This window comes from Erythrobacter epiphyticus, from assembly GCF_034653295.1.
In the GTDB taxonomy this organism is placed as follows: Bacteria; Pseudomonadota; Alphaproteobacteria; order Sphingomonadales; family Sphingomonadaceae; genus Erythrobacter.
Window position 1 is genome coordinate 28,817 of sequence record NZ_JAYEEU010000005.1, and the last position, 24,635, is coordinate 53,451.

A 24,635-nucleotide genomic window follows, 5' to 3' on the forward strand; every position below is an offset into this window, starting at 1 on the left:
CAACGGCGATGAAATTCGGCATCCTTGCTTCGCACCAGTTTCCGCGAGATGCGGACCTCCAGCGCTCGATTGGTGAACTGATCGAATATGTTCAGACCGCACGCGATCTCGACTATGATTCGGTGTTCACCATCAATCACTTTCTGGGCAATCTGCAGACGCCCCAGACAGTATCGATGATGGCCCGGCTGATCGACCACAGCGGCGATATGATGCTGGGCACAGGCATCCTGATCCTGCCGCTGTTCCACCCTGTCCATATTGCCGAGGAATTCGCTACCCTTGATCAGCTCTCAGGCGGCCGGATCGTGCTGGGTGTCGGCGCGGGTTACCGGGCGGAGGAATTCGATAGCTTTGGCATTTCGATGGATCATCGCGGCGGACGCCTCAAGGAAGGCATCGAGCTCATCCGCAAGCTGTGGACCGATGAGACAATCAGCTACGAAGGTGAGCATTTCAAGATCGATCAGAAACGGATCGGGGTAGCCCCGCTCCAGCCGGGCGGGCCGAAGATCTGGGTCGGTGCCGGTGCGCGAGTTCCCGTGCAGCGGGCAGCGCGGATTGGCGATGCCTGGCTGACCCCGGGCAATTCGCCAAGCGCTGACTATCTGCCCAAGCATGTCGCCATCTACGATGAGGCCCTGATTGCGGCGGGCAAGCCGGTCCACGGGATCGAACGCCCCATCCTCAAGGAGATGTTCATCGACACCGATGGCGAACGCGCGCGCACCATGGCAGTGGAATATCTGCGCCGCGAATATGCCGCCTATGGCCAGTACGAGGCGCTCGACTGGTTCAATTCGCGCTGGCAGGAGCTGATCGACAATTCGCTGATGGTCGGGACCCCCGACGAGGTCGCCGACAAGATCGCTGCGATTGGCCAGCACGGGTTCAATCATTTCGTGTTCCGTTCGTTCTGGGGCGGGATGCCATTCAGCGAGGCAGAGCGCTGCCTGCGCCTGTTCGCCAAAGAGGTTGCTCCGCGGTTCCAGCAGGTGCCCGCATGAGCGCAGCAGCCCGCGAAGTGCATCATGTCGCGCTCAGTGTGCGCGATATGAAGGCCTCCGAAGCGTTTTACGGCGGGGTCATGGGCTTGCGGCGCACCCTCGAGATGCCGATCCGCGATCCACGAACCATCAAGATAATGGGGCTGCCCGATGGTGCAGTGGGGCACAGTGTCTATTTCCAGGGCCCGTCACGGATCGGACAGCTCGAACTGATTGAATGGCGCGGTCACGGGCGCGCAGATACTGGGCCCAAGCGTCCGGGCGATCCTGGCGTGTTCCTATTGTCCTTTGAGGTCAGCCGCGAGGAGCTTGACGAGATCTGGGCCCGCGGGATCGCAGCGGGCGTCGAAGTCTGCGCCGAACCGGCCGATGCGGTGCTGGAGAACTACGGCATCATCCGGGTTGCGATCTTCGCGGACCCGGACGGTGTGATGGTGGAACTCGTCGCGCTGCCCAGCAAGGAAGAAATCGCTGAATTCCGCGCCAGAAATCCGAGGACACGCCTATGACATATGTAAATTTCTGGCATTGGACAGAGCATCATCCCGATCGGATCGCGATTGGCGAGGTCGATGGCTCCAAGGTAACCTTTGGCGAGCTGGCAGAGCGCGCCCACCGTACCGCCAATGCGCTGATCGCGCTCGGCATGAAACCCGGCGATGCCGTGGCAACCCTGCTTCGTAACCGCTCGGAATGTATCGAGCTGTTCCTCGCAGCGCTTAACTGTGGCTGGTATTATGTGCCCATCAACCACCATGGCACTGCTTCTGACATCGGCTACGTGGTTGAGAATTCCGAGGCAAAGGCCGTCTTTGTCGACGCCGAATTTGCCGGTCTTGGCACCAGCGCGCTTGATAGTATCGGCTTTCCTGCAGATCGGCGGTTCAGCGTCACGCATGCGCCAGGCTTCACCACAATGGAGCAATTGCGCGCTGGCCAGACAGCCGAGCGCCCCGGCGGCTATCCCGCAGGGCAAGTGATGCAATACACCTCGGGGACAACCGGGCGGCCCAAAGGTGTGCGGCGACCTATTGAGTCCAGCAGTGCCGATGACCTGGTGGGATCAATGAGCTGGCTGCTTCGCACTTTCGGGATCGAACCCGGCGACGGCGTGCATCTGGTCACCTCGCCGCTCTATCATTCCGCGGTCCATTCGATCTCAACTGCGGCCTTGCATCTTGGGCAATCCATCGAAATGATGGAGCGTTGGACGGCGCAGGATTGCCTGGTGCGGATTGAACGCGACCGCGTGACGAGTACGCATATGGTGGCAACGCATTTTCACCGCCTCCTGCAGCTGCCCGAAGCCGTGCGACAAGCCGCCGATGTGTCGTCGCTGCGCCATGTCATTCACGGCGCGGTGCCAACCCCGGTCGACGAAAAGCGTCGCATGATCGAATGGTGGGGACCGGTGATCTTCGAATATTACGGCTCGTCCGAGGTGGGCGGTACAATCGTCACCTCGCAGGAATGGATGGAGCGTCCCGGCACCGTTGGTCGGCCCTTTACCATCTCCGAAGTCAAGATCCTAGATGATGAGGGCAACGAGCTTGGCCCCAATCAGGTCGGCAAGATCTGGATGCGGCAGGGTGACCAGAAATTTTCCTATTACAAGGATCCCGAAAAGACCGCGCGCAGCGTCAAGGGTCAGTTCATTCATGTCGGCGACCACGGATATGTCGATGAAGACGGCTATCTGTTTCTTTCGGGACGCGATGCCGAGATCATCATTTCAGGCGGGGTCAACATCTATCCTGCAGCAATCGATGCCTGCCTGCTCAATCACCCAGCGGTGCACGATTGCGGCGTGATCGGCACTCCGAATCCTGAATTCGGCGAGGAAGTGAAAGCGGTCGTCTCCCTCAATCCCGGCTGGGCTGCAGATGATGCCACGGCACAGCAACTGATCGAGCATTGCCGCGCGCATCTCTCGCGCCTGATGGTGCCGCGTTCAGTGGACTTCGTTGACGAACTACCACGCGATCCAAACGGCAAGCTGCAGAAGAAGAAGCTGCGAGATACCTATTGGGTGCAGTTGGAGCGCGCCCTGTGAGCGAGATCCGGCTGGATGGTGAGGTCGTCCTGATCACGGGCGCCGGCCGTGGACTGGGGCGCGCCCATGCTCTGCTGCTGGCACAGCGCGGCGCTCACGTGGTGGTCAATGATGTCGGTGCGGCAACCGATGGCAGCGGTACTGCCGCTCGCCCTGCCGAGACTGTTGTGACACAGATCATTGCCGCCGGCGGATCCGCGCAGGCATCGACGCACGACATAACCGACCCCATCGAGGCGCGCGCCATGATCGATGAGGCGATCGCGCATTCGGGACGCATCGCAGCGGTCGTGCACAACGCCGGAATCCTGCGCGACAAGACTCTAGTCAAGCTCGAGGCTGATGATGTTGACGCGGTTCTTGATGTGCACCTCAAGGCCGCCTTTTGGACGCTGATCCCCGCCTTCGCTCATATGCGGGAAGCCGGCTACGGGCGGATAGTCCTGACTGCCTCCTCGTCAGGGCTGTTCGGCACATTCGGGCAGAGCAATTACGGCGCCGCCAAAATGGGGCTGGTCGGGCTGATGCGGGTACTCTCGCTCGAAGGCGCGCGCAGCAACATCCTTGTAAACACCGTTGCCCCCAGCGCGCGCACCCGCATGACCGAAGACCTGCTCGGCCCGCACGCTGACAAGCTCGATCCCGCCCATGTTGCGCCGCTGGTCGCTTGGCTGTGTTCGCAAGACTGCACGCGGGGTAACCAGATCTTTTCGGCCGGTGGCGGTCGTTACGCGCGGGTTTTCCTCGGGCTGACACCGGGCTGGACCAAGCCCGATGCAGGCATAGCCACTCCCGAAGAGATCGCCACCAACATGGACGCGATCACCGCCGAGGACGGGTTCATCATCCCCGAAAGCGGCGTTGATGAACTGAACGTAATGCTGGCCGCTCTCGGCCAGCGCGCAGAGGATTGACATGGATTTTCGCGACACTCCGGAACAGGCCGCCTTTCGTGCCGAGGCAGCAGCATGGCTCGACGAGGCCCTGCGCGGATTTGCCCATGCATCAGACGGCAAGGCGCGTGAGGAGCAAAGCATCGCGTGGCAGGCCCGCTTGCACCGCGATGGCTGGGCTGGAATTGCCTGGCCCGAAGCCTATGGCGGACGCGGCCTGGGGCATGTGCATGATGCGATCTTCAACGAGGAGGCAGTCAAGCGCGACGCGCCGATGCCAATCAATGTCATCGGGGTTAATCTGGTCGGACCGACGATCATGGTGCACGGCACCGACGAACAGAAAAAGCGCTATCTTCCGCGGATTCTTTCGGGCGAGGAAGTGTGGTGCCAAGGCTTTTCCGAACCGGGGGCAGGCTCTGATCTGGCAGGCCTTGCCACACGCGCCGAAAGGCACGGAGACGAGTGGCTGGTCAATGGCCGGAAAATCTGGACCTCATGGGCCCACCGGGCACAGAAATGCATTCTTCTCACCCGTACCGATCCGGCCGCCCCGAAGCACAAGGGCATAACCTGCCTGCTGGCCGACACCCGCGATTTTGAAATTCGCCCGATTATCATGATCAACGGCGACAGCGAATTCAACGAGATGACAATCGAGAATGTGCGGGTGCCCGATGCCGAAAGGCTTGGCGAGATCAACGCAGGCTGGCCGGTCGCCACCACGGTATTGACGTTCGAACGTTCGGGCGCTGCGCTGATGCTGCAGGTCATGGCCCAGCAGGTGCTCGACCGGCTGATCGGGGCGATCAGGCAAAGCGGGCGGAGTGATGATCCCCTTTTGTGCGCGCAGCTCGGCAAGCTTGCAAGCGAGGTGGAATCGCTGCGCGTCTCGGGGATCCGCATCATGTCGGCACTCGCAGCGCACCGCGAGCCGGGGGCGGAAAGCTCCGCAGTGAAGCTGATCTGGGCACGTGTCATTCAGGATATCACCCGGCTTGCCATTCAGGAGGGCCTTGCCGGCTCGCTTGATGATCTGGGCACTTCGGGAAGCTGGTGGACTGACCGCTATCTGCGAGCCCGCGCGCATTCCATCGAAGGCGGCACCGACGAGGTGCAGAAATCCATCATTGCCGAGCGTGTGCTCGGCCTGCCGCGCTCGCGCTGAGGACGAACCATGCAAGCCTTGTTCACATCCGATCAGGAAATGATCGCCGATACCGCCAGCCGCATGGCCAAGGGGGGGCTGGCGCGCGCCCGTGCCCTGCTCAATGGCGCATCCCCCGAAGGTTCGCCTGATGGGCAACTGATCGAAGGCTGGAGCGCACTGGGCGTGCCGGAGGCGCAGGGGGGATCGGCCGGCATGGTCGAGGCGGCCTTGCTGGTGCAGGCTTTGGGCGAGGCTGGCGAGCCCGGTGGATTCCTGACGCATTTCCAGTCGGTCCATGCGCTGGCCGGTGCGGGCCTTGCTGATCGGCTTTTGGGATCCGGTGCGCGTGCCACTCTGGTGGATGAGCACGGCGTGGGCGCCGCGCGTAAGAGCGCCCTAGTGGTCGAGCGTACCGGTACGCGCTGGCGGCTTCGCGAAGCAGCAGGCTGGGAGGCTGTCAGATCGGTTGATCCAGCCCGTCTGGCTGGCCGGGTCACCCCTGGCTCCGTCATTGCCGAGGGTGAGGATCGCGGGCATGGGCTGGAACGGGTCCAGGTGCTGCTCGCAGCAGAGGCCTGCGGGGTCGGGCGCGGCGCGATCCGTATCGCTGCGGCCTACGCCACCACGCGTGAGCAATTCGGCAAGCCGATCGGCGTCTATCAGGCAATCAGCCATCGGCTGGCGCACGCGACCGCCGATCTGGAAGCAGCCTGGTCGCTAACGCTCCACGCGGCCTGGGCGCTGGAAGGCGCGCCGGAATTGGCTGTCAAGGCAGCCCGAATGGCCAAGGCAGCCGCTGGCACCGCAGCGATCTATGCGTGCGAGGCCTGTGTGCAGACCCACGGCGGCATGGGCATAACTCGCGAGGCAGACCCCCATCTTTATCTTAAGCGGGCCTTTGCAATCGACGCAGCCTGGGGCCGGGCCGCCGCACTCAACCGCGAGATCGGGAGTGCACTTCTCTCCTCCTGAGCGCGGGCAGGAAACTTTCAAACATACCGGTCGGAATGTCTTGCCATCGCTTGCGCCTTAAGGTAATACCAACCGGTCGGATTTAATATCGAGGTGCGAAGATGAAGTTCGGAATCATGAACCTGTTTCCCCTTTCCGAGGGTCAGAGCGAGCGCGAGGTTATTGAGGAAACGATGGAAGAGGCCGTTCTGGCGGATACTCTTGGCTTTGATTCCTTCTGGTTCGCCGAACATCACTTCTCCGGTTACGGGATTCTCGGCAATCCCATCCAGTTCGGCACGGCAGTGGCCATGGCAACCAAGCGGATCACCATCGGCACAGCGGTGATGGTGGTGCCGTTCTACAATCCGATGCGCCTCGCCGAAGACGCTGCTTTGCTAGATATTCTGTCCGGCGGGCGCTTCATGATGGGCTGCGGCCGCGGCTATCAGCCACGCGAATTTGCTGGCTTCCATGTAGACCCCAAGACTTCGGGCGAACGCTATGCCGAGACGATCGAGCTGCTTCGCAAGGCATGGGCGGAAGACAATTGGGACTATTCTGGAAAGCATTTCCAGTATGAGGACATGACTGTCCATCCCAAGCCACTCAAGAAGGAAATCCCGATCCTGCACGCTTCGGTCTCGCCGGAATCATTCGAAAAATGGGGCCGCTTGGGCGAGCGCATCATCACCAGCCCGAACTTCACGCCCTTGGCCCTGATGAAGCGGAATTTCGATCTTTACACCAAGGGCCTGATCGAAGGCGGGCACGCGCCGGATGCCTTTGAACGTCCTTACATGCAGCAGGTCTGGGTCGGCCCGACAGAAACCGGCAAGCGCGAAGCAGCCGAAGCTGCGCTGCGCTATTACCGGATGGTTGGCAATGTCATTCCCGGCCAGCAAAAGGGGCTGGTCCCGATCGATGACAAGGAGCAGGCCTACTACAACAAGGTCAAGCAAGGCATTGATCTGCTCAGCGTCGAGCAGACCCTGACGCATGGCGGCAATTTCGGCTCGACCCAGCAAGTCATCGACACTCTTGGTGTGCTTCAGGAACAGCTCGGGGTGACGCATTACATTTGCTGGTTCCGCATCCCCTCGCTGGCACGCGGCGCGGCGCTCGATGCAATGCACAGGTTTGCCGAAGAGGTGATCCCGGCGTTTGCCGAGAAGCCTGTTGCCTCTCCGAAAATGGCTGTTGCCGTAAGCTGACCCGAAGTGAGCGCGGCTCCGGTGGTCAAATATGGCGTGATGGACGGGGTTGCGACGCTCACCTTCGCACGGCCCGAGCGCAGGAACGCTGCCAATCGTGCAGTGGTCGATGCGCTGGAGGCCGGGCTTGGGCAGGCAGAACGCGACCCCGCCGTCGGCGCTGTGATTATCACCGGTGAAGGCGACAGCTTTTGTGCAGGCTGGGATCTGGATGAAATTGTCGCCATGGCCAGCGGTGAGAGGCAGGCCCTGGCCGATCAATTTGGTGCCAATGGGCGGACGCTTGATCGGCTTGCCGAAAGCAACTTGCCGAGCATTGCTCTGGTCAATGGCCCGGTTGCGGGTTTCGGAATGTCTTTAGTGGCGCGCTGCGATTACGCGATTGCTTGTGAGCGGGCGACGTTTCACCTGCCGGAGACCGCGCTTGGTCTCGTACCTGCGATCGTGGCGCAAGATATGCTGCGCGTTATGGGCAGGCGCGCTGCCTTCGACTGGCTTGCCCTTGCCGACAAGCGCTCTGCGCGGGATGCACAGGCCGCTGGCCTCGTGCGGGAAGTGGTCGCAAGCCCTGATCTTGTCGAAGTTGGCCGCGCGCTTGCAGCGCGCCTCGCGGCGATGCCCCGCACGGTTATCGCCGAACTCAAACACCTGCTCCGTCGGCTCGATGCCGCAGAACGCGAGCAGCATCACGAAATCACGGTGGCAGGAGCAGTAGAGGCTCTGAAATCACCCGTGGCACAAGGCTTGATTGAAAGGCTCAGGCCGCAACCAGGCTAAACTCAAAAAATCAAAAAGTGGGGGAGAGTAATGATGACAAAGAAATTGCATCTGAAATCGGGAGTCTCATTCGGTGTTATGCTGGCGGCTGCCACTCTCGCAGGGCCGCTCGCGGCCCAGACCAGCCCAGCTACCTCTCAACCGGCGCGCGAGGCAGAAGCCGCACGCAGTGATGTCGGTGTCCAGGAAATCGTGGTAACCGCGCTGCGGCGCGCCCAGTCGCTTCAGGATGTGCCGATTTCGATCACAGCCTTGACGGCAGAAGCCATCAACGATGCTGCAATCCGCGGGGTCGACGAGCTGGCAAGCCGCGTACCCGGCTTCACCATGACCGCATTCAACGTCGCACAACCACGGCTGTTTATCCGCGGTAGCGGATCCACCGATGATGGCGCTGCACAGGACAACAGCGTCGCTGTTTTCATGGACGATGTTTACATCGCGCGAGGCGCAGGTCAGGCTTTTGAATTCCTCGACGTCGAGCGCGTCGAGGTGCTGCGCGGTCCGCAAGGCACTCTTTACGGCAAGAATGTGGTGGGCGGCCTCGTCAATGTCATCAGCCGTAGGCCATCGCAAAGCTTTAATGGAGCAGCCGAGGCATCTTACGGGAATTACAATGCCCTTGATCTTCGCGCCTATGTCTCAGGCCCGATCAGCGAGACTCTGGCAGTATCGCTATCCGGGGTTCATCGCTCGCGCGATGGATTTGCGCGCAATATCCGCCTCAACCGGGATCTGGAAAACCTGAACCTGTTTGCCGTGCGCGGCCAGTTGCTGTGGACACCGACCTCGGATCTGGATGTCCTGATTTCGTTTGATTACAGCGACCACTCAGACAACGGCCAATCGCGCAAGGGGGAAGGCCCGTTCACTCCGCCGCCGTTCGGATCGGTCACCGCTTTTCAGACCAGCACCAACCCGCGCGAGTCCGAATCTCCGCGCGTAACCTATCAAAACCGCACTATTTTCGGCAGTCTTGGGCGCATCGACTGGCGCAGCGATTTGGGCACACTAACTTCGATCACCGCCTATCGCACCAGCGATGTCAATCTGGGTGATGCTTTCACGGGGATCGGCTCTCCACCCTATCCGGTGCTGGATACGCTCAACATCGAAGAGGAAACGGCCAGTCAGTTCAGCCAAGAAATCCGCTTTGCTACAGAACCCTTCTGGAATGACCGTGCAACGGCAATTGCAGGCGTCTATTACCTAAAGGAAAGCGTGGATCGCACCGAGATTGCCGACCTGATCTCTGTTATCGGGGCGCGGGTTCCCGCGCTGGGCGGTCTGACTGGCATCAGTGGCTCGTTCCAGGATGCACAGACCGAAAGTGTCGGTGTTTTTGCGTCTGCCACGCTGAACATTACTGATCGCCTCGCAGTCACGGGCGGGATTCGCTACACCAACGAAACCAAGGACATCAGCACTAGAGTTGTCTCGATCGCTGATATCGATGCTATCATCGCTGCGCCGCCGGTCGAAGAATACGACATTGCCGCCCGCGAGAGCTGGGGCGCCTTCACTCCGAGCCTTGCGATCATCTACGACATCAGTTCATCGGTAAATCTCTATGCGAACTATTCGCGCGGCTTCAAGTCGGGCGGCTTTCAAGGGCAGGCTCCCACCGGCGCAGCTGCACGCACGCCGTTCGATCCGGAAACCGCGAACAGCTATGAAATCGGCATGAAGGGCCGGGTATTCGGAAATCGTATGACCTTTGCGCTGTCGGCCTTCCACACCGATTATGACGATCTTCAGGTGCGCCAGAACGCGCAACGACCTGAGGATCCCTTGCCGATCCTTCGGATCACCAACGCCGGTGCAGCCCGCGCACGCGGCGTCGAGCTTGATCTCAATGCCAAGCCGACGTCATGGCTTACTCTCTGGGGCAGCTACTCATATCTTGATGCCAAATACGTCCAGCTGGTCGACAACCTCAATATCAATCGGGCCGGGAACCGGATGATCTTCTCGCCCGAAAATTCCTTCAATATCGGCGGCGAGATTGAGCTTCCCGTGACCGAGAAGGTTAACGCTTTCGTGCGCGGTGAGTATCGCTGGCAGGACACTTTCTTCTTCGATCCGGCGAACAATGCGGTGAACACCCAGGAGGGCTATGGCCTGCTTGACGCTGCAGCCGGGGTACGGGTCGGGCGGCTCACCGCTGAGGTTTGGGGAAAGAACCTTACCGATCAATTGTACCGCACGAACGTTATTCCGTTCCTCGGTGACCGTTTCGCAATTTTCGGTCCGCCGCAGACTTACGGCGTCCGTCTGCGCTTCAGCTTCTAAGGGTGTAGACAGAGCCATGCATGAAGTTGCGATTGTATCCGTCGCGCGGACGCCTATTGGCAAGGCGTTCCGCGGCGCCTTTAATGACACGCATGGTGCGACCTTGGGCGCCCATGCGATTGCCCACGCGGTAACCCGCGCCGGGATTGCCCCGGCGGAAATCGAGGATGTCGTGATTGGCAACGGCAGCCCCGAAGGGGCGCAGGGCATGAACATCGCCCGCATGGCTGCGATGAAGGCGGGGCTGCCCGTGGCGGTGCCGGGGCAGACAGTCAACCGCTTCTGCTCGTCGGGCCTTCAGGCGGTTGCGACCGCCGCGCACCAGATTGCCTGCGAAGGATTGCGGGTCTCGGTCGCCGGCGGCTTGGAGACTGTCAGCCTGACGCTCCAGCACATCAATCAGCACCGCTTGATGGACCCTGATCTGATGCACAGCCATCCCGGGCTGTTCATGCCGATGATCGAGACCGCAGAAGTGGTTGCCAGCCGCTATGGCATCCCGCGTGAGCGCTGCGATGCGCTCGGGCTGGAGAGCCAGCGGCGGGTCGCCCAGGCGAAGGCCGCGGGCGCATTTGATAATGAAATTGTCCCTATCACCGTATCGAAGCTGGTGACCGACAGGCAATCAGGGGAAACCGCGGCACAAGAGGTCACGATCGCTGAGGACGAAGGTCCGCGCCCGACCAGCGCCAAGCAGCTGGCGACACTCCCTCCGGTGATGCCTGAGGGAACAGTCACAGCCGGCAACGCCAGCCAGCTGTCCGACGGCGGCGCTGCGCTGGTTCTGATGCGGGCCGACGAGGCGGCGCGCCGAAACGTGCCGATCCTAGGCCTGTTCCGCGGCTTTGCCTTGGCAGGCTGCGAGCCCGATGAGATGGGCATCGGCCCGGTGTTTGCTGTTCCCAAACTGCTGGAGCGTCATGGCCTCCAGATCGATGACATCGACCTGTGGGAGCTTAACGAAGCCTTCGCTGTGCAAGTGCTTTACTGTCAGGACCGCCTCGGGATTGATCCCGCACGGCTCAATGTGAACGGGGGGGCGATTGCGCTTGGGCATCCGTTCGGGATGTCGGGCGCGCGTATGGCGGGCCATATCCTCATTGAGGGGCGGCGTCGCGGCGCTAAGTGGGGCGTAGTGACCATGTGCGTGGGTGGCGGCATGGGGGCCGCTGGCCTGTTCGAGATCGTGTCATGAGCGGGCTGGTGGAACGCCTCACCGCGCGCATCGGGGAGACCTGGGGACCGAGCGATTGGATGACGATCGATCAGCCCATGATCACAGCTTATGCGGATTTATCGGGCGACCGGCAGTGGATCCATATCGATGTCGAGCGCGCCCTCCGCGAAGGGCCATTCGGAGCCCCAGTGGCACACGGCCTGCTGATATTCTCGCTGGTTCCTGCAATGCTCGCCGGCGTGCCTTGGCTCGAGGCCAAGGCGGGGGTCAATTATGGCACCGACCGCTTGCGGTTCGTCTCTCCCGTGCGCCCCGGAGACCGGATCCGCTGTCATGCCAGTCTTACGGCTGTTCAGCCGCATGGTGAAGGCGCGCGCCTGACAACTGCGGTTGTGGTCGAGGTGGAAGGACAGGCCAAGCCTGCCTGCATTGCCGACATGATCGGGATTGTCTTCGTATAAGTCTCAGGCGATGGCGGGAATATCGCCGCAGTCAGCCTGATATTGCGTCAGGCGCTGCTGGTACATTTCGCTCAGCGGCATGGCTGAGCGGTGCGATGGGTCGGTGGTCACGCAAGTCATGCGCCCGACAAACGATAACACCCCGTCTCCGCGTCGGCCAATCACCAGCAGGCGGAAACTGGTGCGCCCAATCGCTTCTACATAGACTGTGCTCGCAAACCGGTCGCCGGGACGAAGCGAGCGGTGCAGGTCAGTCGTCAGAGAGCGCACCGGTGTGCCGATCTCCCCTTTGTTGAGCTGCTGATGCACCGAGAGGCCCATCACTGCTTCGAGCCATGTCTCGGCTGCCTCGAACACGAAGCCGCCATAGCGCGGCGTGAAGACAATGCCTGCCGGATCGCAATCGCCAAAGCGGACTCGCGCGGTGATGCAGATGGGCGCATTTGTCGTCATGATCACAGCCCTTCGCTGGTTTGCTCAAATGGCCGCACACCCCACAAAATGAGAGCTCCTGAGAGCGGAGCGCACAGCGCAGCGGTAAGAGCCAATGCCTTGCCGATTGCCATCGGATCGCCAAACACAGCATCGGTGAAGAAGGCTACGATGAGCGGCCCTAAAGTCATCCCTATGATGGTAACCGCAAAGGAATAGACGGCCGCCGACCTGCCCCGGAGATGGCCGGGCGTAGCATCCTGAATGGCCTGCACCGCGGTTGCGCCGGGCGAGGTGAAGAACATCAATGCCGGAGCAAAGCACCACAGCGCAAGCGAGGCGTTGTCTGTAAGCCCGGCGACCACCATGAAAGGCGTGACAAGGGCCACGCCCCAGCCCGCAATCCATACCGGTGCACCTTTGACCCCGCGCCGCTGGAGCACGCCTGACAGAGCTCCACCGAGGATCGTGCCTAGGCCGCCAAACACCAGGAACAGCATCCCGTAATAAAGCCCAACTTCGCCTGCATTCCAGCCGAAGCGCCGGATGAATAGCGTCGGCGCCCACGACAGCACGCCGCTCACAAGGATCGAATAGAGCGCGACACCGGCATAATGACGGCCGAAAAACCGGCGATGCTCCAGCATGTATCGCAGGATGCTGTCGGAGGGCGCGCTCTGGTTCGCGAGGGGAGAGGTCCGGCGGCGCGGCTCGCGCACAGTGGCCAGCAGCAAGAGCAGGAGAACCGCTCCGCCCAGGCCCACCGAAACAAAAGCCATGCGCCACGGTGCCAGCACGCCAAAATAGGGCAGGGGTATCGGCGGCAAGGTCGTGATCCACGCCAGCGCTGCACCGCCCAGAATAAGCGCCAGCCCCGAACCGAGCGATACCGCCATGGTGTAAAGCCCGATTGGCAGCCCACGCTTGTCGCGCGGAAACAAATCGCTGATCGTCGAGAGCGCGGCAGGTGACAGGCTCGCCTCGCCAATCCCCACCCCAACCCGGGCAAGGAACAAATGGACAAAGCTTCCCGCCGTCCCGCACCAGGCGGTTGCGACACCCCAGAGCGTCGATCCTGCACCTATCAGGGTCCGGCGCGACCGGCGGTCTGCCATCCACCCCAGCGGAAAGCCCATCAATGCATAGCATAACCCGAAAGCCAGTCCCTGCAACAATGCAATCTCGGTATCGCTTATGACGAGATCCGCCTTGATCGGCTCGACCAGCAGGCTGATGATCGTGCGATCAACGAAAGACACCACATAGGCGGTGGTCAGCACGATGACGTGCCACCATGCACGCCCGGCACTTGGCCAGCCTTCCTCGGCAATGGAGACGGGCGCCGCACGCGGGGCTGGCGTCTCGGTGTCGCTGTTAGACACGCCTAGATCCGCCACTGTCCAGTCCCTCCCCCGCCAGATTTCATTCCATCCAGTCGGAATAATGTGTGGCTCGGGAACAGGCAAAGGTCAATGGCGATTGAGCGGTTGGTGCGTATCTTTCGCTATCAAGCCGACCGGCCGGTATTGCAACGCCGCGCACCGCCAACTAACCTCAATTCTCTGAAGGAACAGGAAGCGTCGAATGGCTGCCAAGAAGGACTCCAAATCAGCGATGCCCCGAGCCCGAACCTATGATCCCGTCCAGACACGTGCCTCCATCATCGAGGCCGGACTAAAGCTGTTCAACCGCGACGGATTTTCCGGAACCGCGGTAAAGGATATCGCCGACGAGGCCGGGGTGACCAAGGGCGCTTTTTATCATCATTTCGAATCCAAAGAGGATCTGCTGCTGCTGATCCATGATGATTACATTGAATATCAGCTGGGAGTGATCGAGGAAATCGTCGCACGCGATCTTACGCCGACCGAACAATTACGCACCATGATTGATGCGATCCTGCACGCCCTCGATAAATATCATGCGAACGTGACGATCTTTTTTCAGGAGCGCCGATATCTGTCGGGACCCAAGTTCGAACACATCCGCAAACGCCGCGACGAGCTTGAAGGCGTTTTCCGCAAATTGCTGGCACGCGGAATCGAAACCGGCGAGTTTCGCTCCGACATGGATGTTGCGATCACCGGGCTCGGCATCATCGGGATGTGCGCGTGGTCCTATCAGTGGTACGTACCCGAAGGCCGCCTCAAGCTGGATGAGGTGGCGCGAATTTTCTCGCAGTTGGTGATGGATGGCGTTGCCGCCCCCGCGCGTTGACCTGAACGATCGCGGCCATGACGGCGCAGCTGGCAATTTTTGCTCCGAAGCTGATCGGCGAAATCGCCGCCGGTGATGATCTGGCAGCGAAGATCGGCGATGCGCTCGTTTGCGAGTGCCCCCCGGCGGTGGGGGATGTCGTGGTGGTCGCGCAAAAGATCGTCTCCAAAGCGGAAGGGCGCAAGGTTGCGCTCGCCGCGGTAGAGCCTTCCTGCGACGCCGTTGCGTTGGCCAAGCGCACCGGCAAGGATCCACGGCTGGTGGAACTGGTGCTTCGCGAGAGTGCCTCCGTAATGCGGGCCAAGCCCGGCGTGCTCATCGTGCGCCACCGCCTCGGCCTGGTGATGGCCAATGCGGGGATTGATCAGTCCAACCTTGACGCAGCCGATCATGCCCTGCTGCTGCCCGTTGATCCCGATGGCTCTGCTGCGCGATTGGCTGCAACCTTGTCGGAGCGCTTTGGTGGTGCGCTTGGCGTCGTGATTTCAGACAGTTTTGGGCGCGCTTGGCGTCATGGCAGTGTCAATGTGGCAATTGGTGCTGCAGGCATCCCGACCTTGTGGGACCGCCGGGGCGAGTACGACCGGAACGGCCGCATGCTTATCGCCACCGAAGTAGCTGTGGCCGATGCGCTGGCAGCTGCGGCCGGGCTCGTTATGGGCGAGGGAGCGGAAGGCTGCCCTGTCGCCTTGGTCCGCGGCTTTGCGGCACCAGGCGTGCCTGGCTGCGCCGGTGACCTCATTCGCCCTTCCCAAACGGATTTGTTTCCATGAGCGCAAATCACTATCTGGTTCTCACCGGCGGCATTGGTGGCGCACGGCTCGTTGATGGACTGGTGCTGGAGGCGGGCGGGGAAAACGTCACCGCGATCGTCAATACGGGTGATGACTTCAATCATCTCGGTCTTCGGATAAGTCCGGATATCGATACCCTCGCCTATACGCTTGCGGGGCTTGCTGACCCGGTCAAAGGCTGGGGTCGGCGTGACGAGACGTGGTCAGGGATGGAAACTGTCGCAAAGCTGGGCGGCCCGGACTGGTTTTCGCTGGGGGACAGGGACCTTGCCCTGCACCTCGTCCGCACGGAGCGCCTTTCAAGCGGCGAAACACTTGAACGTATTACCGCCGATCTGGCCTCCTGCATGGGCGTGACCGCCAGGCTTGTGCCAATGAGCAACGAAGATTGCGGCGTCATGATAGTGACTGAAAGAGGGCAGCTGACCTTTCAGGATTATTTTGTGAGGCAGCGCTGCGAACCGATGGTGCGTTCGATTGATCTGGACTGTGCGCGCCAGGCGCGGCCAGCTCCCGGGGTGGCACAAGCCTTTGCTCGCAAGGATTTGCGCGCAATCATCATCGCGCCGTCCAATCCCTGGCTAAGCATCGATCCGATCCTTGCCGTGCCAACAATCAAAGATCACCTCAAGGCTGCAACCGTGCCGGTCATCGCAGTCACGCCCCTGCCCGGCGGCAAGGCGGTGAAAGGGCCGACCGCCAAGATCATGAACGAACTCGGACTGCAGCTTGATGTCCAGACGATTGCCGATCATTATCACGGATTGCTGGACGGGATCATGATCGATGAGGCTGATCGCGACCCCGTCGGTGTGGCGTTCCGGCGCACCGACACGATCATGCGCGATGCCGCGGGACGCCGCCGCCTCGCACGCGCGGTTGTGGACTGGATCGCGCGGTTCTAGCCAGAGACGACGTGTGCGCGCACCAACCGGTTTTCGCGCGTCCAGCCCTTGCGCGTGGCAAAGTCTATCATCGCGTCAAACCCTGCCTGCCACTCTTCGCAAGGGCTGGCGCAGGCTTTGCGAAGCCAAGCGATGTCCACCCAGACATGATCATCCTCGACTGTGCCAATCGCTGCAAAGGCTTCAGCAAGCCCGGCTCGGTTGGTTGTCAGAACATCGAGGCTGGTGAACACCGCGGTTTGGGTGGCGACAACCTGTCCGGCCCCATCAACCACTAGGCGCATGGCGTAAGCGTCCAGAACCTGCTGCCGAAATAGCCCAACGGCTCGCAGTCATTGGCAGCCCCTGCGCGGGCCGCACCAACGAGAATGACGTGATCCCCGCCGACATGATCGCTCTCCAGTTCGCATTCGACATGGGCAAGAGCATCGCCGAGCACCGGGACCCCAAGCATGCCGAGGTGGTAATCAAGGCTCGTAAATCTCTCGTCGCGCGGGCCCGAAAAACGGCGGCAATAATCCTGTTGCTTGCTCGAGAGAATGTTGACGCAAAAGCGCCCGGTGCGCCTGATGGTTGCCAGCGTCGATGACGATGCCGCCAGGCTGATCGCGAATTGTGCGGGCGAAAGCGACAGAGGCATGACCGCACTTACCGCCGCGCCCACAGGCTCATCATCTTCATATGCAGTCACTATGGATACGCCACTGATCCAGCGTGAGGCAATTGACCTGTAATCTTCAGAGCGCATAGGTCCTCCCATTCCGACCGGTCGGTATCGTATTTTCGGAAAGCTTGTCAAGTTTCATGCGCGTGAATGCCTGCCGGATTTTGTCTGATCCTTTTGTGCCAAGAGCGCGGAGCTTGGCGTGCGTGGCTTTAGGGCCGTCGTGGGCGATCATTATCTTGCGGCGCAGGATGTTTTTTACGCCTTAGCTGGTGAACCTGCCCGATCCGATTATCCAGACACGGCCGCAACAACCGGCGCGCGATACGCAGTGAGGCAGATGGCTAGCTGCAAGTGCAGCCAGGATGACTTATACCCCGTCAGAACCGGTCGCGTCGGGAAGCGGTTTCCACACGCCCGCGCGGCCAGCATGCCCACCATCCTGAAGCGCCGTGGATGCGCTTGCCGCGACCTTGGGCGCCCCGCCCCACATCCTTCCCCGCACGGCGGCGAACAGGGGGCTGCTTATGAGCAGCATATCTACCAAATGATAGGCTTCGATCGCGCCCATCTCGCGCTTGTAGCCGCTGAAGCCCGAGCCCAGATCAAGCACGCCCTGCCCGTCTGCAATAGCATCGGCCATGACGCGGTAATTGACGAGCTCGCCGACATGAAAGGGCGCCATATCCTGGCAATAGGTGCCTGCAATGCCGTATTGGCAGGGGCCGCTATCCACATCGAGGCAGAAGGCGACCGGGCGGCCATCGAGGGTCAGGATCGTGGCGCACAGCATCTCGGCGAGCACCGGATCGCTGAGCGCGCGCTGCCATTGGACGCGCTGATGCGCGTGCAGGAACTTGGCATCGCTGCCATCGGTGGTGCGCGCGATCCAGCTTTGCGCCTCGATCTGGCCGAGCTCTTCAAGCACCTGTGCGCTCCAGTCTTGCCCGCGCACATGGCGCCAGCCGACCACGCCTTGTGCGGCAAGGTTGCGTTCATAGCAGCGCAGGCGCTTGGCAGTGGAGCCGCGCGGCCAGCCCTCGACGCGCGCCGCCGCCAGATCGATCAGCCGCCACCCTCCCGAAGGCCGCGCCAGCACCCGCCAGCCCGCCAGCCGGGCGGCCTGCGCGACCAGCGTAAAGCCCGGATCGGTCTCGCGCATCGGGCCAAGCCGCCACACCTGCCTCAGCATCCTCCCGGTGTGTCCGCGAAACAGGCGGGCAAGATCATTGGCGGAAATGCCCTTGGCGAGCGGCAACCCACGATTCGGCCAATCGGCCACGACTGCGGGCAGAACACGGCGCGAGCGCCCTGTCCAGCTCAAGCGACAGAGGCCCGGATCGAGCCCGTAACCCGCTGAGACCAAAGCACGATTTCATCCGACCTATCGTCCAGGAACGGATCCAGCTGCAGGTGCCAAGCGTGCTGCTGTCGCCTAAAGCCGGGGCCACGAAAAATGGTCCCGCAGACTCTTGTCTTGTATCACATGGCGTGTCACATGGGGTTTCACACGCTGATCGGGCGTGTGTTAACCTGCGGGTTTGAAAGCTTTTTTGAAGTCGGGAAAAGTGGACTCGCATCCTGTCTCCCCGACCACCTTTCCTTTCGCTTGATAGCCTCGGAGCTGTGCGATTGCGCGCGTCGGCACCGCCACACAGCGGGCCGCGCCGCACGCGCGCTCATGCTATCGCCGCCCGCAAACCCCACACACAAGAATGGCCGGAGCTGTTGCCAGCCCCGGCCATCATCATGCTGCAATCCGGCTAGCGGATCAGAAGCTGAAGCGTGCCGTCAGGCGCGCACCATGCGTGTTGCGATCACCTGCGAGCGTGCCGACATAGCCCGCACCGAGGTTCAGCCTGCCCGCCGTATAGGAAAGGCCGGCTTCGAGCTCGGCGGAGTCCTGCGGGATCGTCAGGCCCGAGACCGTGAAGGCCGGAGCATTGCCGCTGAGGCGCGCAACCGCCGCAGCATTGCGATCTCCGAAAGCCCGGTTCCACGCTGCCGAAGCATAGGGCTTGAGCTTCGCATCAGCCGCACCGAACTCTGCACGGGCGCCGAGGCTGAGGAAGGTCGTCTTCTGATCGACATCACCCACCGTCAGCGCCGCATTGCCACCAACTTCGGTGAAGCCGTCGCTATCCGTGCTGACATGCGCGAGACGGGCGAACGGGGTGATCGCAGTGCTGCCGAGCGCAAGCGTGTAGCCGACTTCGCCGAACAGCTGCCAGGTCTTGGCATCGCGGCTTGCGGTGAGCGACTGTGCCAGCGCCCCGCCGACCGCACGGTTGGTCACCACGTCATGCCAGGCATAGCTGACACCCGCCGCGCCGCGGAATCCGCCCGGCAAGGCAAAGCTGCCGTGCAGCGCCAGATAGGTGCTCGACACATCCGATGCGTCAGCGCGGCCATCGAGCGCGAAGTCCGAGCCACCCAGACCCGCCGAGACCGCAATGCCAAAGCCTTCGCCGCCGTAGCCGACCCCGGTGACGAAGCCACGGTGATCAGCTTCCATCCCGAAATTGGTGGCCGAGCCATCAAACTCGCCCCAGCTGCCGAAAGCCGAGCCCCACAGGAAGGCCCCGGATTGCTGCGGCGCGGCCATGCCAAGCATGGCGTTGCGCAGGTGGCGGCTGTCGTCGGTCAGACCGGCAATCGTGCTGGCATGGATTTCGCCCGACAAGTCGGCGAAGGTCGCCTGCGCTGTGGCGGCATTCTGCACCAGCACGGTTTCGAACAGGGGATTGTTGATCGCGAGCGCCTGGATCGCGCCAGCCACCCCTGCCTGGTTGGGATTGGCCGCAACCGCCGCGAACGAAACGTCGTTGCGGTAGAGCGAAAGCGTCACCGCATTGGCACCATAGCGCAGGAACGGCGTGAGGAACGCAAGGTCCGTCGTCACCGTGCCGAAGGTCCCGGTCACGCCCTGTGCCCCGGTCAACACCACATAATCAGTGCGCGGCGCATAGGTGCCATTTTCGGCAAGGATCGCCATTTGCGCCGTGCTTGCGATGGTGACCCGGCCGGTGGCATCGATCCGGTCCGCCTGTCCGGCAGCGTTGACCTCCACCTCGTAGAACGAGCCTGCGCCAAAGGCGAGATCGCCATTGACAGTGAGGCGGCCGATCGAGTTGCCCGGGGCGATCGCACCGCCGCTGGTGACGGTGGTGCTGCCCACCGAACCATTGCCGCCCAGCGTCCCGCCTTCGTTCACCGTTACCGGCGAAATGATCGAGCCGTTCACGGCCAGCGTGCCGCCATTGACGGCCGTCGGCCCAGAGAAGGTGCTGTCGCCTGTCAGGTTGAGCAGGCCATCGCCGTCCTTGACGAGACCACCGGTACCCGTGACCGTGCCTGCAAAGGTGGTGTTCTCCTGCTGGGTGACATTGAGCGTCTGGCTGCCCAGTTCCACCTGCGCTTCTTCTTCACCCGACAGTGCAGCGATCGTCTGATCATTGCCGCTGATATCGAGCGTCCCGCCCGAACCGAGGTTGAACTGGGTGGTCGGGTCGATCACCCCGGCAATCCGCACCGATCCGGCAAGGATGTTGGTGGTGCCGCGGAAGTCATAATCGCCCAGGAAGACCAGCACGCCGCTCCCCAGCTTGTCGAGCACGCCCGAGCCGGAGAAATTGCCGACGAAATCATAATCGCCCGAACGGTTGAAGATGAAACGGCCATTGTTGACGAGATTGCCCGCGAAGGTGCCTTCGGTACCGCCATTGCCCAGCTGGAAGAAGCCATCGCCTTCGGTGGTCACATCGCCCGGCAGCGTGCCGGTAAGCACCAGCCCGCCATTGCTGACCGTCGTGCCACCCGTGTGGGTCATGGCACTGCCAGCAACCCTAAGCACGCCCTCGCCGATCAGCTGCAACGCGCCGGTTCCGCCAATCGGACGGCCAGCAAGCTGGGTAAGCGCGGCATCATCGCTGAAATTGAGCACCAGGCGGCCATTATTGGTGATCGCAGGGGCCACCAGCGACGACAGCGGGGCTTGACCGGCCACAGCAGCTTCGTTGATCTGCAAAGCCGCACCATCGCCAATCACGACGCTGTCGAAGGTGCCCGCACTGCCCGTCTTGTTCCAGTAGCCGGCGGTAATCGCGAGGCTTTCGAACCCGGTGACATCGCCGATCGCCTGATCAGCGGTCAGCTCCAGAATGCTGCCCTCCAGTACCAGACGGTCAAAACCTGCCGCGCCATCACTCAAGCCTTCGATACGGCTCCCTGTATTCAAGATAAGCTGATCATCACCCGCGCTGAACTGGATCGCCACACCATTGCCGCCGACCCTCCCACTGTTGATGACGTCAGCGCGTCCTCCCTCAATCAAGATGCCAGCACCGTTAGCATTGATGATGGTGCCAACGTTCTCCAATCGCGCACGATCAACATTGACCAGAAGTCCGCCATTGATCGTACCGCCGTTGATCAAAGTGCCGACTTTGCCGGGGAAGTTCTGTGAAACGAGCGCAACGCCATTGGTGCCACCGCTGATCGTCCCGGCGTTGGTGATTACCCCGCCGCCCGCAAGAATGATCCCGTAGCGCTCGCCGGTTATTGTGGCACCAGCCCGGTTCGTGACGATGCCAATTTCACTCTCGCCGCTATCCTGACCGGGGATGAATTGCAGCTGGATCCCGTCAGCACCAATACCGGCACCGCTGCGGATCGTGCCGCTGTTCACCACGCTGCCACCGGCGAGCAGAAGGATCCCGTCGCTCACATCACCGATGATGCTGCCGCTGTTGGTGATCTGCGTGCGGCCAACCTGCCATTCCAGCGTCTGGGTGGCGGTGTTGAACAGCTGCGTGGTGACGATACCGAATTGTGCACCGGAAATCGTTCCGCTGTTGGCGATGGTGTTCGTGCCAGCTTGCAGACGAATACCACCTTCAAAGGCCGTGCTCGTCCCGGTCGAAGTGCCATCGCCGCGGATGGCCCCGGCATTGGTCAGGTTGATATTGCCGGCTGAGACAACCACGCCCGAATTGGCACCTTCGATAATGCCCGTTGCTTCGTTGGTGATCGTCAGCGCTGCGGCCGAACCCTGGCGCACACCAGCGTTAATCGCGCTGGTGATGGTGCCCGCGTTGACCAGCGATGCCGTCTCAAGCGCGCCCGCAAAACCTACGCCGTAGCCAAGGATGCCGTTTACCCCGAAGTCACCTGTCGCGCTGATCGTGCCGGTATTCGTCACAGTGGCGGTCTGGCCCGGAGGCACGGCCCCGCCGGTGAGGTTGAACGGACCGCTCTGCATCAGCACGCCGCCATTGCCGCCGGTTATCGCACCGGCGTTGGCGATATCCCCGCCGCCCGACAGGATGATGCCGAAGCGCTCACCCGTGATCGTACCCGTGGCGCTGTTCTCGACGCGCGCGGAGTAGTTCTCGATCGCCTGATCGGTATAGGCAAACATTGAGATACCATCGGCCGAGGCCCCGCCGGTGCCGCTGATCGCACCGCTGTTGACCACGCTGCCGCCGCCAATCAGGCGCACGCCATCATTGCTCTCGCCTGCAATCGTGCCGGTGTTGGTCACCACCGTGCCAATAGCGCGACCGAAAAACTGCCCCGGCTGCGGGCCGGGGACGAATGCGGTGGTGATCCCGCTGCCTGCACCCGAAATCGTGCCGCTGTTGGCAACGCTCGAACCGGCAGCAGTGATGTTGACGCCCGCATCAGGCGAGGCATCAAAGCCATCATAGGTCCCGTTGCCGCGGATCACCCCGGCATTGACCAGCGTCAAGGATCCGCTGCCAAGCCCCAAGACCCCTGAGGTGCCCCCCTCGATAGTGCCCGTCGCTTCGTTGGTGATTGTCAGCGCTGCCGAAGACCTCTGCGCAACCCCGGCGTGGAACGTGCTGGTGATGGTGCCCGCGTTGACCAGCGACGCTGTCGCCAGTTGGGCGAGGAAGCCCACGCCATAACCGTCGATCCCGCCAAATCCGAAATTGCCCGTGCCGCTGATCGTGCCGGTGTTCGTCACAGTGGCAGTCTGGCCCGGAGGCACGGCCCCGCCAGTGAGGTTGAACGGGCCGCTCTGCATCAGCACACCGCCATTGCCGCCGGTGATCGCACCGGCGTTGGCGATATCCCCGCCGCCCGAGAGGATCATCCCGAAGCGTTGGCCGGTAATCGTACCCGTGGCGCTGTTCTCGACGCGCGCGGAGTAGTTCTCGATCGCCTGATCGGTGTAGGCGAACATCGAGATCCCGTCGGCCAAGGCCCCGCCCGTGCCGCTGATCGCACCGCTGTTGACCACGCTGCCGCCGCCAATCAGGCGCACGCCATCATTGCTCTCGCCTGCAATCGTGCCGGTGTTGGTCACCACCGTGCCGATGGCGCGACCGAAAAACTCTCCCGGCTGCGGGCCGGGGACGAATGCGGTGGTGATCCCGCCGCCCGCTCCCGAGATCATGCCGCTGTTGGCAACGCTCGAACCGGCAGCGGTGATGTTGACGCCCGCATCAGGCGAGGCATCAAAGCCATCATAGGTGCCATTGCCACGGATCACCCCGGCGTTGATCACCGTCAGGGATCCGCTGCCAAGCCCCAAGACCCCTGAGGTGCCGCCCTCGATAATGCCCGTCGCCTCGTTGGTGATTGTCAGCGCTGCTGCCGAACCCTGGCGCACGCCAGCGTTGAAAGCGCTGGTGATGGTGCCCGCGTTGACCAGCGATGCTGTCGCCAGATCGCCGCCAAAGCCGACGCCATAACCGTCGATCCCGCCAAATCCGAAATTGCCCGTGCCGCTGATGGTGCCGGTATTAGTGACGCTTGCAGTCAAACCGCTGCGCACCTCCCCCTCGGCCACATTCAGCGCCGTACCCTGAATAAAGACACCGCCGGTGACCCCGATTATGGTCCCATCATTGGTGACATCACCGCCAGCCGAGAGGATCACACCAAAGCGCTGCCCGGCGATGCTGCCGGTGGCGCCGTTTTCAACCAGTGCGGCGTAATTCTCGTTCGCCTGGTCAGCGAAGGGGAACATCGAGATGCCGTCTGCAAAAGCACTGCCGGTGCCGCTGATCGTCCCGCTGTTCTGCACAACCCCGCCGCCAATCAGGCGGACACCATCATCCTGTTCGCCGGAGATCGAACCGCTGTTCACCACGGTGGTGTTGATCGCGCGGCTCTCAAACTGCCCGGTTGCAGGATCGAGATAGCTGATTGTGGTGATCCCGAATTGCGCGCCCGAAATGTCACCCAAGTTGGTCACCGACGAGCCGCCCTGCGCGATCACCACACCGCCCCCGGGCAATGTTTGCAGCGAACCGCCATTGAAGCCATTGCCGCGGATCGACCCGTTGTTCGTAACCACGACCGGGCCAGTGTCGCCAAAGACACCGATGATATTGCCTTCGACGGTTTCGTCGGCATCAACCACGACTTCCAGCAATTCAGGCTGCTGGTTGCGGATTCCAAAGTTTTCCTGAGCCTGCACCGCCGGGGCAAATTGCATGATCGCAACCCCTGCGATGGCACTGCTTGTCAGAAGCTGGGTTTTGGAAGTCTTGGCCATTTCGAAAGTCCCCCTCTGGAACACATTGCACGCCACGAACACGATCCCGCGTGTGCAGACTGTCCATTTTTGGGGAACTGCCCCGCCCTCTGGATGCACCTGCGCACGCGCGATTGGCGT

The 24,635-nt window shown here is 61.9% G+C and carries 20 protein-coding genes; 14 read left to right on the plus strand and 6 right to left on the minus strand.

Features of this window, described 5'->3' with window-relative positions; all coding sequences use genetic code 11:
• Positions 1–8: 8 nt before the first annotated feature.
• The 11 genes from SOQ14_RS03910 (at position 9) to SOQ14_RS03960 (ending at position 11,975) form a co-directional block, all read left to right on the plus strand.
• Positions 9–1,007 carry an LLM class flavin-dependent oxidoreductase gene (locus SOQ14_RS03910; protein ID WP_322896751.1) on the plus strand — a complete coding sequence of 333 codons (999 nt, stop codon included), beginning with the start codon at positions 9–11 and terminating at the stop codon, positions 1,005–1,007.
• Positions 1,004–1,516 (plus strand): VOC family protein, encoded by a 513-nt coding sequence (locus SOQ14_RS03915; protein ID WP_322896752.1) that lies wholly within the window; start codon positions 1,004–1,006, stop codon positions 1,514–1,516. The genes SOQ14_RS03910 and SOQ14_RS03915 overlap by 4 nt, the downstream gene beginning before the upstream one ends.
• Complete coding sequence (locus SOQ14_RS03920; RefSeq protein ID WP_322896753.1) at positions 1,513–3,060, plus strand: AMP-binding protein; 1,548 nt, start codon at positions 1,513–1,515, stop codon at positions 3,058–3,060. Before SOQ14_RS03915 ends, SOQ14_RS03920 begins: the two co-directional genes overlap by 4 nt.
• The gene (locus tag SOQ14_RS03925) at positions 3,057–3,974 is read left to right on the plus strand and encodes an SDR family NAD(P)-dependent oxidoreductase (RefSeq protein ID WP_322896754.1); all 918 of its coding nucleotides are present in this window, start codon (positions 3,057–3,059) and stop codon (positions 3,972–3,974) included. Before SOQ14_RS03920 ends, SOQ14_RS03925 begins: the two co-directional genes overlap by 4 nt.
• 1 nt (position 3,975) lies before the next feature.
• Positions 3,976–5,121, plus strand: coding sequence for an acyl-CoA dehydrogenase family protein (locus SOQ14_RS03930; RefSeq protein ID WP_322896755.1), 1,146 nt, complete (start codon positions 3,976–3,978; stop codon positions 5,119–5,121).
• 9 nt (positions 5,122–5,130) lie between these two features.
• Entirely contained in the window at positions 5,131–6,075 is a 945-nt protein-coding gene (locus SOQ14_RS03935) for an acyl-CoA dehydrogenase family protein (RefSeq protein WP_322896756.1), read from the plus strand.
• A 101-nt stretch (positions 6,076–6,176) separates the two neighbouring features.
• Complete coding sequence (locus tag SOQ14_RS03940) at positions 6,177–7,268, plus strand: LLM class flavin-dependent oxidoreductase (RefSeq protein ID WP_322896757.1); 1,092 nt, start codon at positions 6,177–6,179, stop codon at positions 7,266–7,268.
• 6 nt (positions 7,269–7,274) lie between these two features.
• Complete coding sequence (locus SOQ14_RS03945) at positions 7,275–8,045, plus strand: enoyl-CoA hydratase/isomerase family protein (RefSeq protein ID WP_322896758.1); 771 nt, start codon at positions 7,275–7,277, stop codon at positions 8,043–8,045.
• Between the two features lie 33 nt (positions 8,046–8,078).
• Complete coding sequence (locus tag SOQ14_RS03950) at positions 8,079–10,337, plus strand: TonB-dependent receptor (RefSeq protein WP_322896759.1); 2,259 nt, start codon at positions 8,079–8,081, stop codon at positions 10,335–10,337.
• A gap of 16 nt (positions 10,338–10,353) precedes the next feature.
• Positions 10,354–11,532: an acetyl-CoA C-acyltransferase gene (locus SOQ14_RS03955; protein ID WP_322896760.1), complete on the plus strand. Its 1,179-nt coding sequence runs from the start codon at positions 10,354–10,356 to the stop codon at positions 11,530–11,532.
• A complete protein-coding gene (locus tag SOQ14_RS03960; protein WP_322896761.1) occupies positions 11,529–11,975 on the plus strand; it encodes a MaoC family dehydratase in 447 nt (148 codons plus the stop codon). The genes SOQ14_RS03955 and SOQ14_RS03960 overlap by 4 nt, the downstream gene beginning before the upstream one ends.
• Positions 11,976–11,978: 3 nt before the next feature.
• Here SOQ14_RS03960 and SOQ14_RS03965 read toward each other — a convergent pair whose 3' ends face one another.
• Positions 11,979–12,428: an acyl-CoA thioesterase gene (locus tag SOQ14_RS03965; RefSeq protein WP_322896762.1), complete on the minus strand. Its 450-nt coding sequence runs from the start codon at positions 12,426–12,428 to the stop codon at positions 11,979–11,981.
• A gap of 2 nt (positions 12,429–12,430) precedes the next feature.
• Positions 12,431–13,789 carry an MFS transporter gene (locus tag SOQ14_RS03970; RefSeq protein WP_322896763.1) on the minus strand — a complete coding sequence of 453 codons (1,359 nt, stop codon included), beginning with the start codon at positions 13,787–13,789 and terminating at the stop codon, positions 12,431–12,433.
• A 202-nt stretch (positions 13,790–13,991) separates the two neighbouring features.
• Between SOQ14_RS03970 and SOQ14_RS03975 the strand changes: the two genes are divergently transcribed.
• The 3 genes from SOQ14_RS03975 to cofD are packed head-to-tail and all read left to right on the plus strand — an operon-like array spanning position 13,992 to position 16,323.
• Positions 13,992–14,624, plus strand: coding sequence for a TetR-type transcription factor C-terminal domain-containing protein (locus SOQ14_RS03975; protein WP_322896764.1), 633 nt, complete (start codon positions 13,992–13,994; stop codon positions 14,622–14,624).
• A gap of 17 nt (positions 14,625–14,641) precedes the next feature.
• Positions 14,642–15,397, plus strand: coding sequence for a coenzyme F420-0:L-glutamate ligase (gene cofE, locus SOQ14_RS03980; protein ID WP_322896765.1), 756 nt, complete (start codon positions 14,642–14,644; stop codon positions 15,395–15,397).
• A complete protein-coding gene (cofD, locus tag SOQ14_RS03985) occupies positions 15,394–16,323 on the plus strand; it encodes a 2-phospho-L-lactate transferase (protein ID WP_322896766.1) in 930 nt (309 codons plus the stop codon). Before cofE ends, cofD begins: the two co-directional genes overlap by 4 nt.
• On the opposite strand, the gene SOQ14_RS03990 is transcribed toward cofD, so the two are convergent.
• The 4 genes from SOQ14_RS03990 to SOQ14_RS04005 all read right to left on the minus strand — a co-directional run bounded on the left by SOQ14_RS03990 (position 16,320) and on the right by SOQ14_RS04005 (position 24,515).
• On the minus strand, positions 16,320–16,607 hold the full coding sequence (locus tag SOQ14_RS03990; protein WP_322896767.1) for a hypothetical protein: 288 nt from the start codon (positions 16,605–16,607) through the stop codon (positions 16,320–16,322). The genes cofD and SOQ14_RS03990 overlap by 4 nt on opposite strands.
• A complete protein-coding gene (locus SOQ14_RS03995; protein WP_322896768.1) occupies positions 16,598–17,071 on the minus strand; it encodes a flavin reductase family protein in 474 nt (157 codons plus the stop codon). The genes SOQ14_RS03990 and SOQ14_RS03995 overlap by 10 nt, the downstream gene beginning before the upstream one ends.
• 286 nt (positions 17,072–17,357) lie before the next feature.
• Positions 17,358–18,269, minus strand: coding sequence for a GNAT family N-acetyltransferase (locus SOQ14_RS04000; RefSeq protein ID WP_322896769.1), 912 nt, complete (start codon positions 18,267–18,269; stop codon positions 17,358–17,360).
• A 489-nt stretch (positions 18,270–18,758) separates the two neighbouring features.
• Positions 18,759–24,515, minus strand: coding sequence for an autotransporter domain-containing protein (locus SOQ14_RS04005; RefSeq protein ID WP_322896770.1), 5,757 nt, complete (start codon positions 24,513–24,515; stop codon positions 18,759–18,761).
• Between the last annotated feature and the right edge of the window lie 120 nt (positions 24,516–24,635).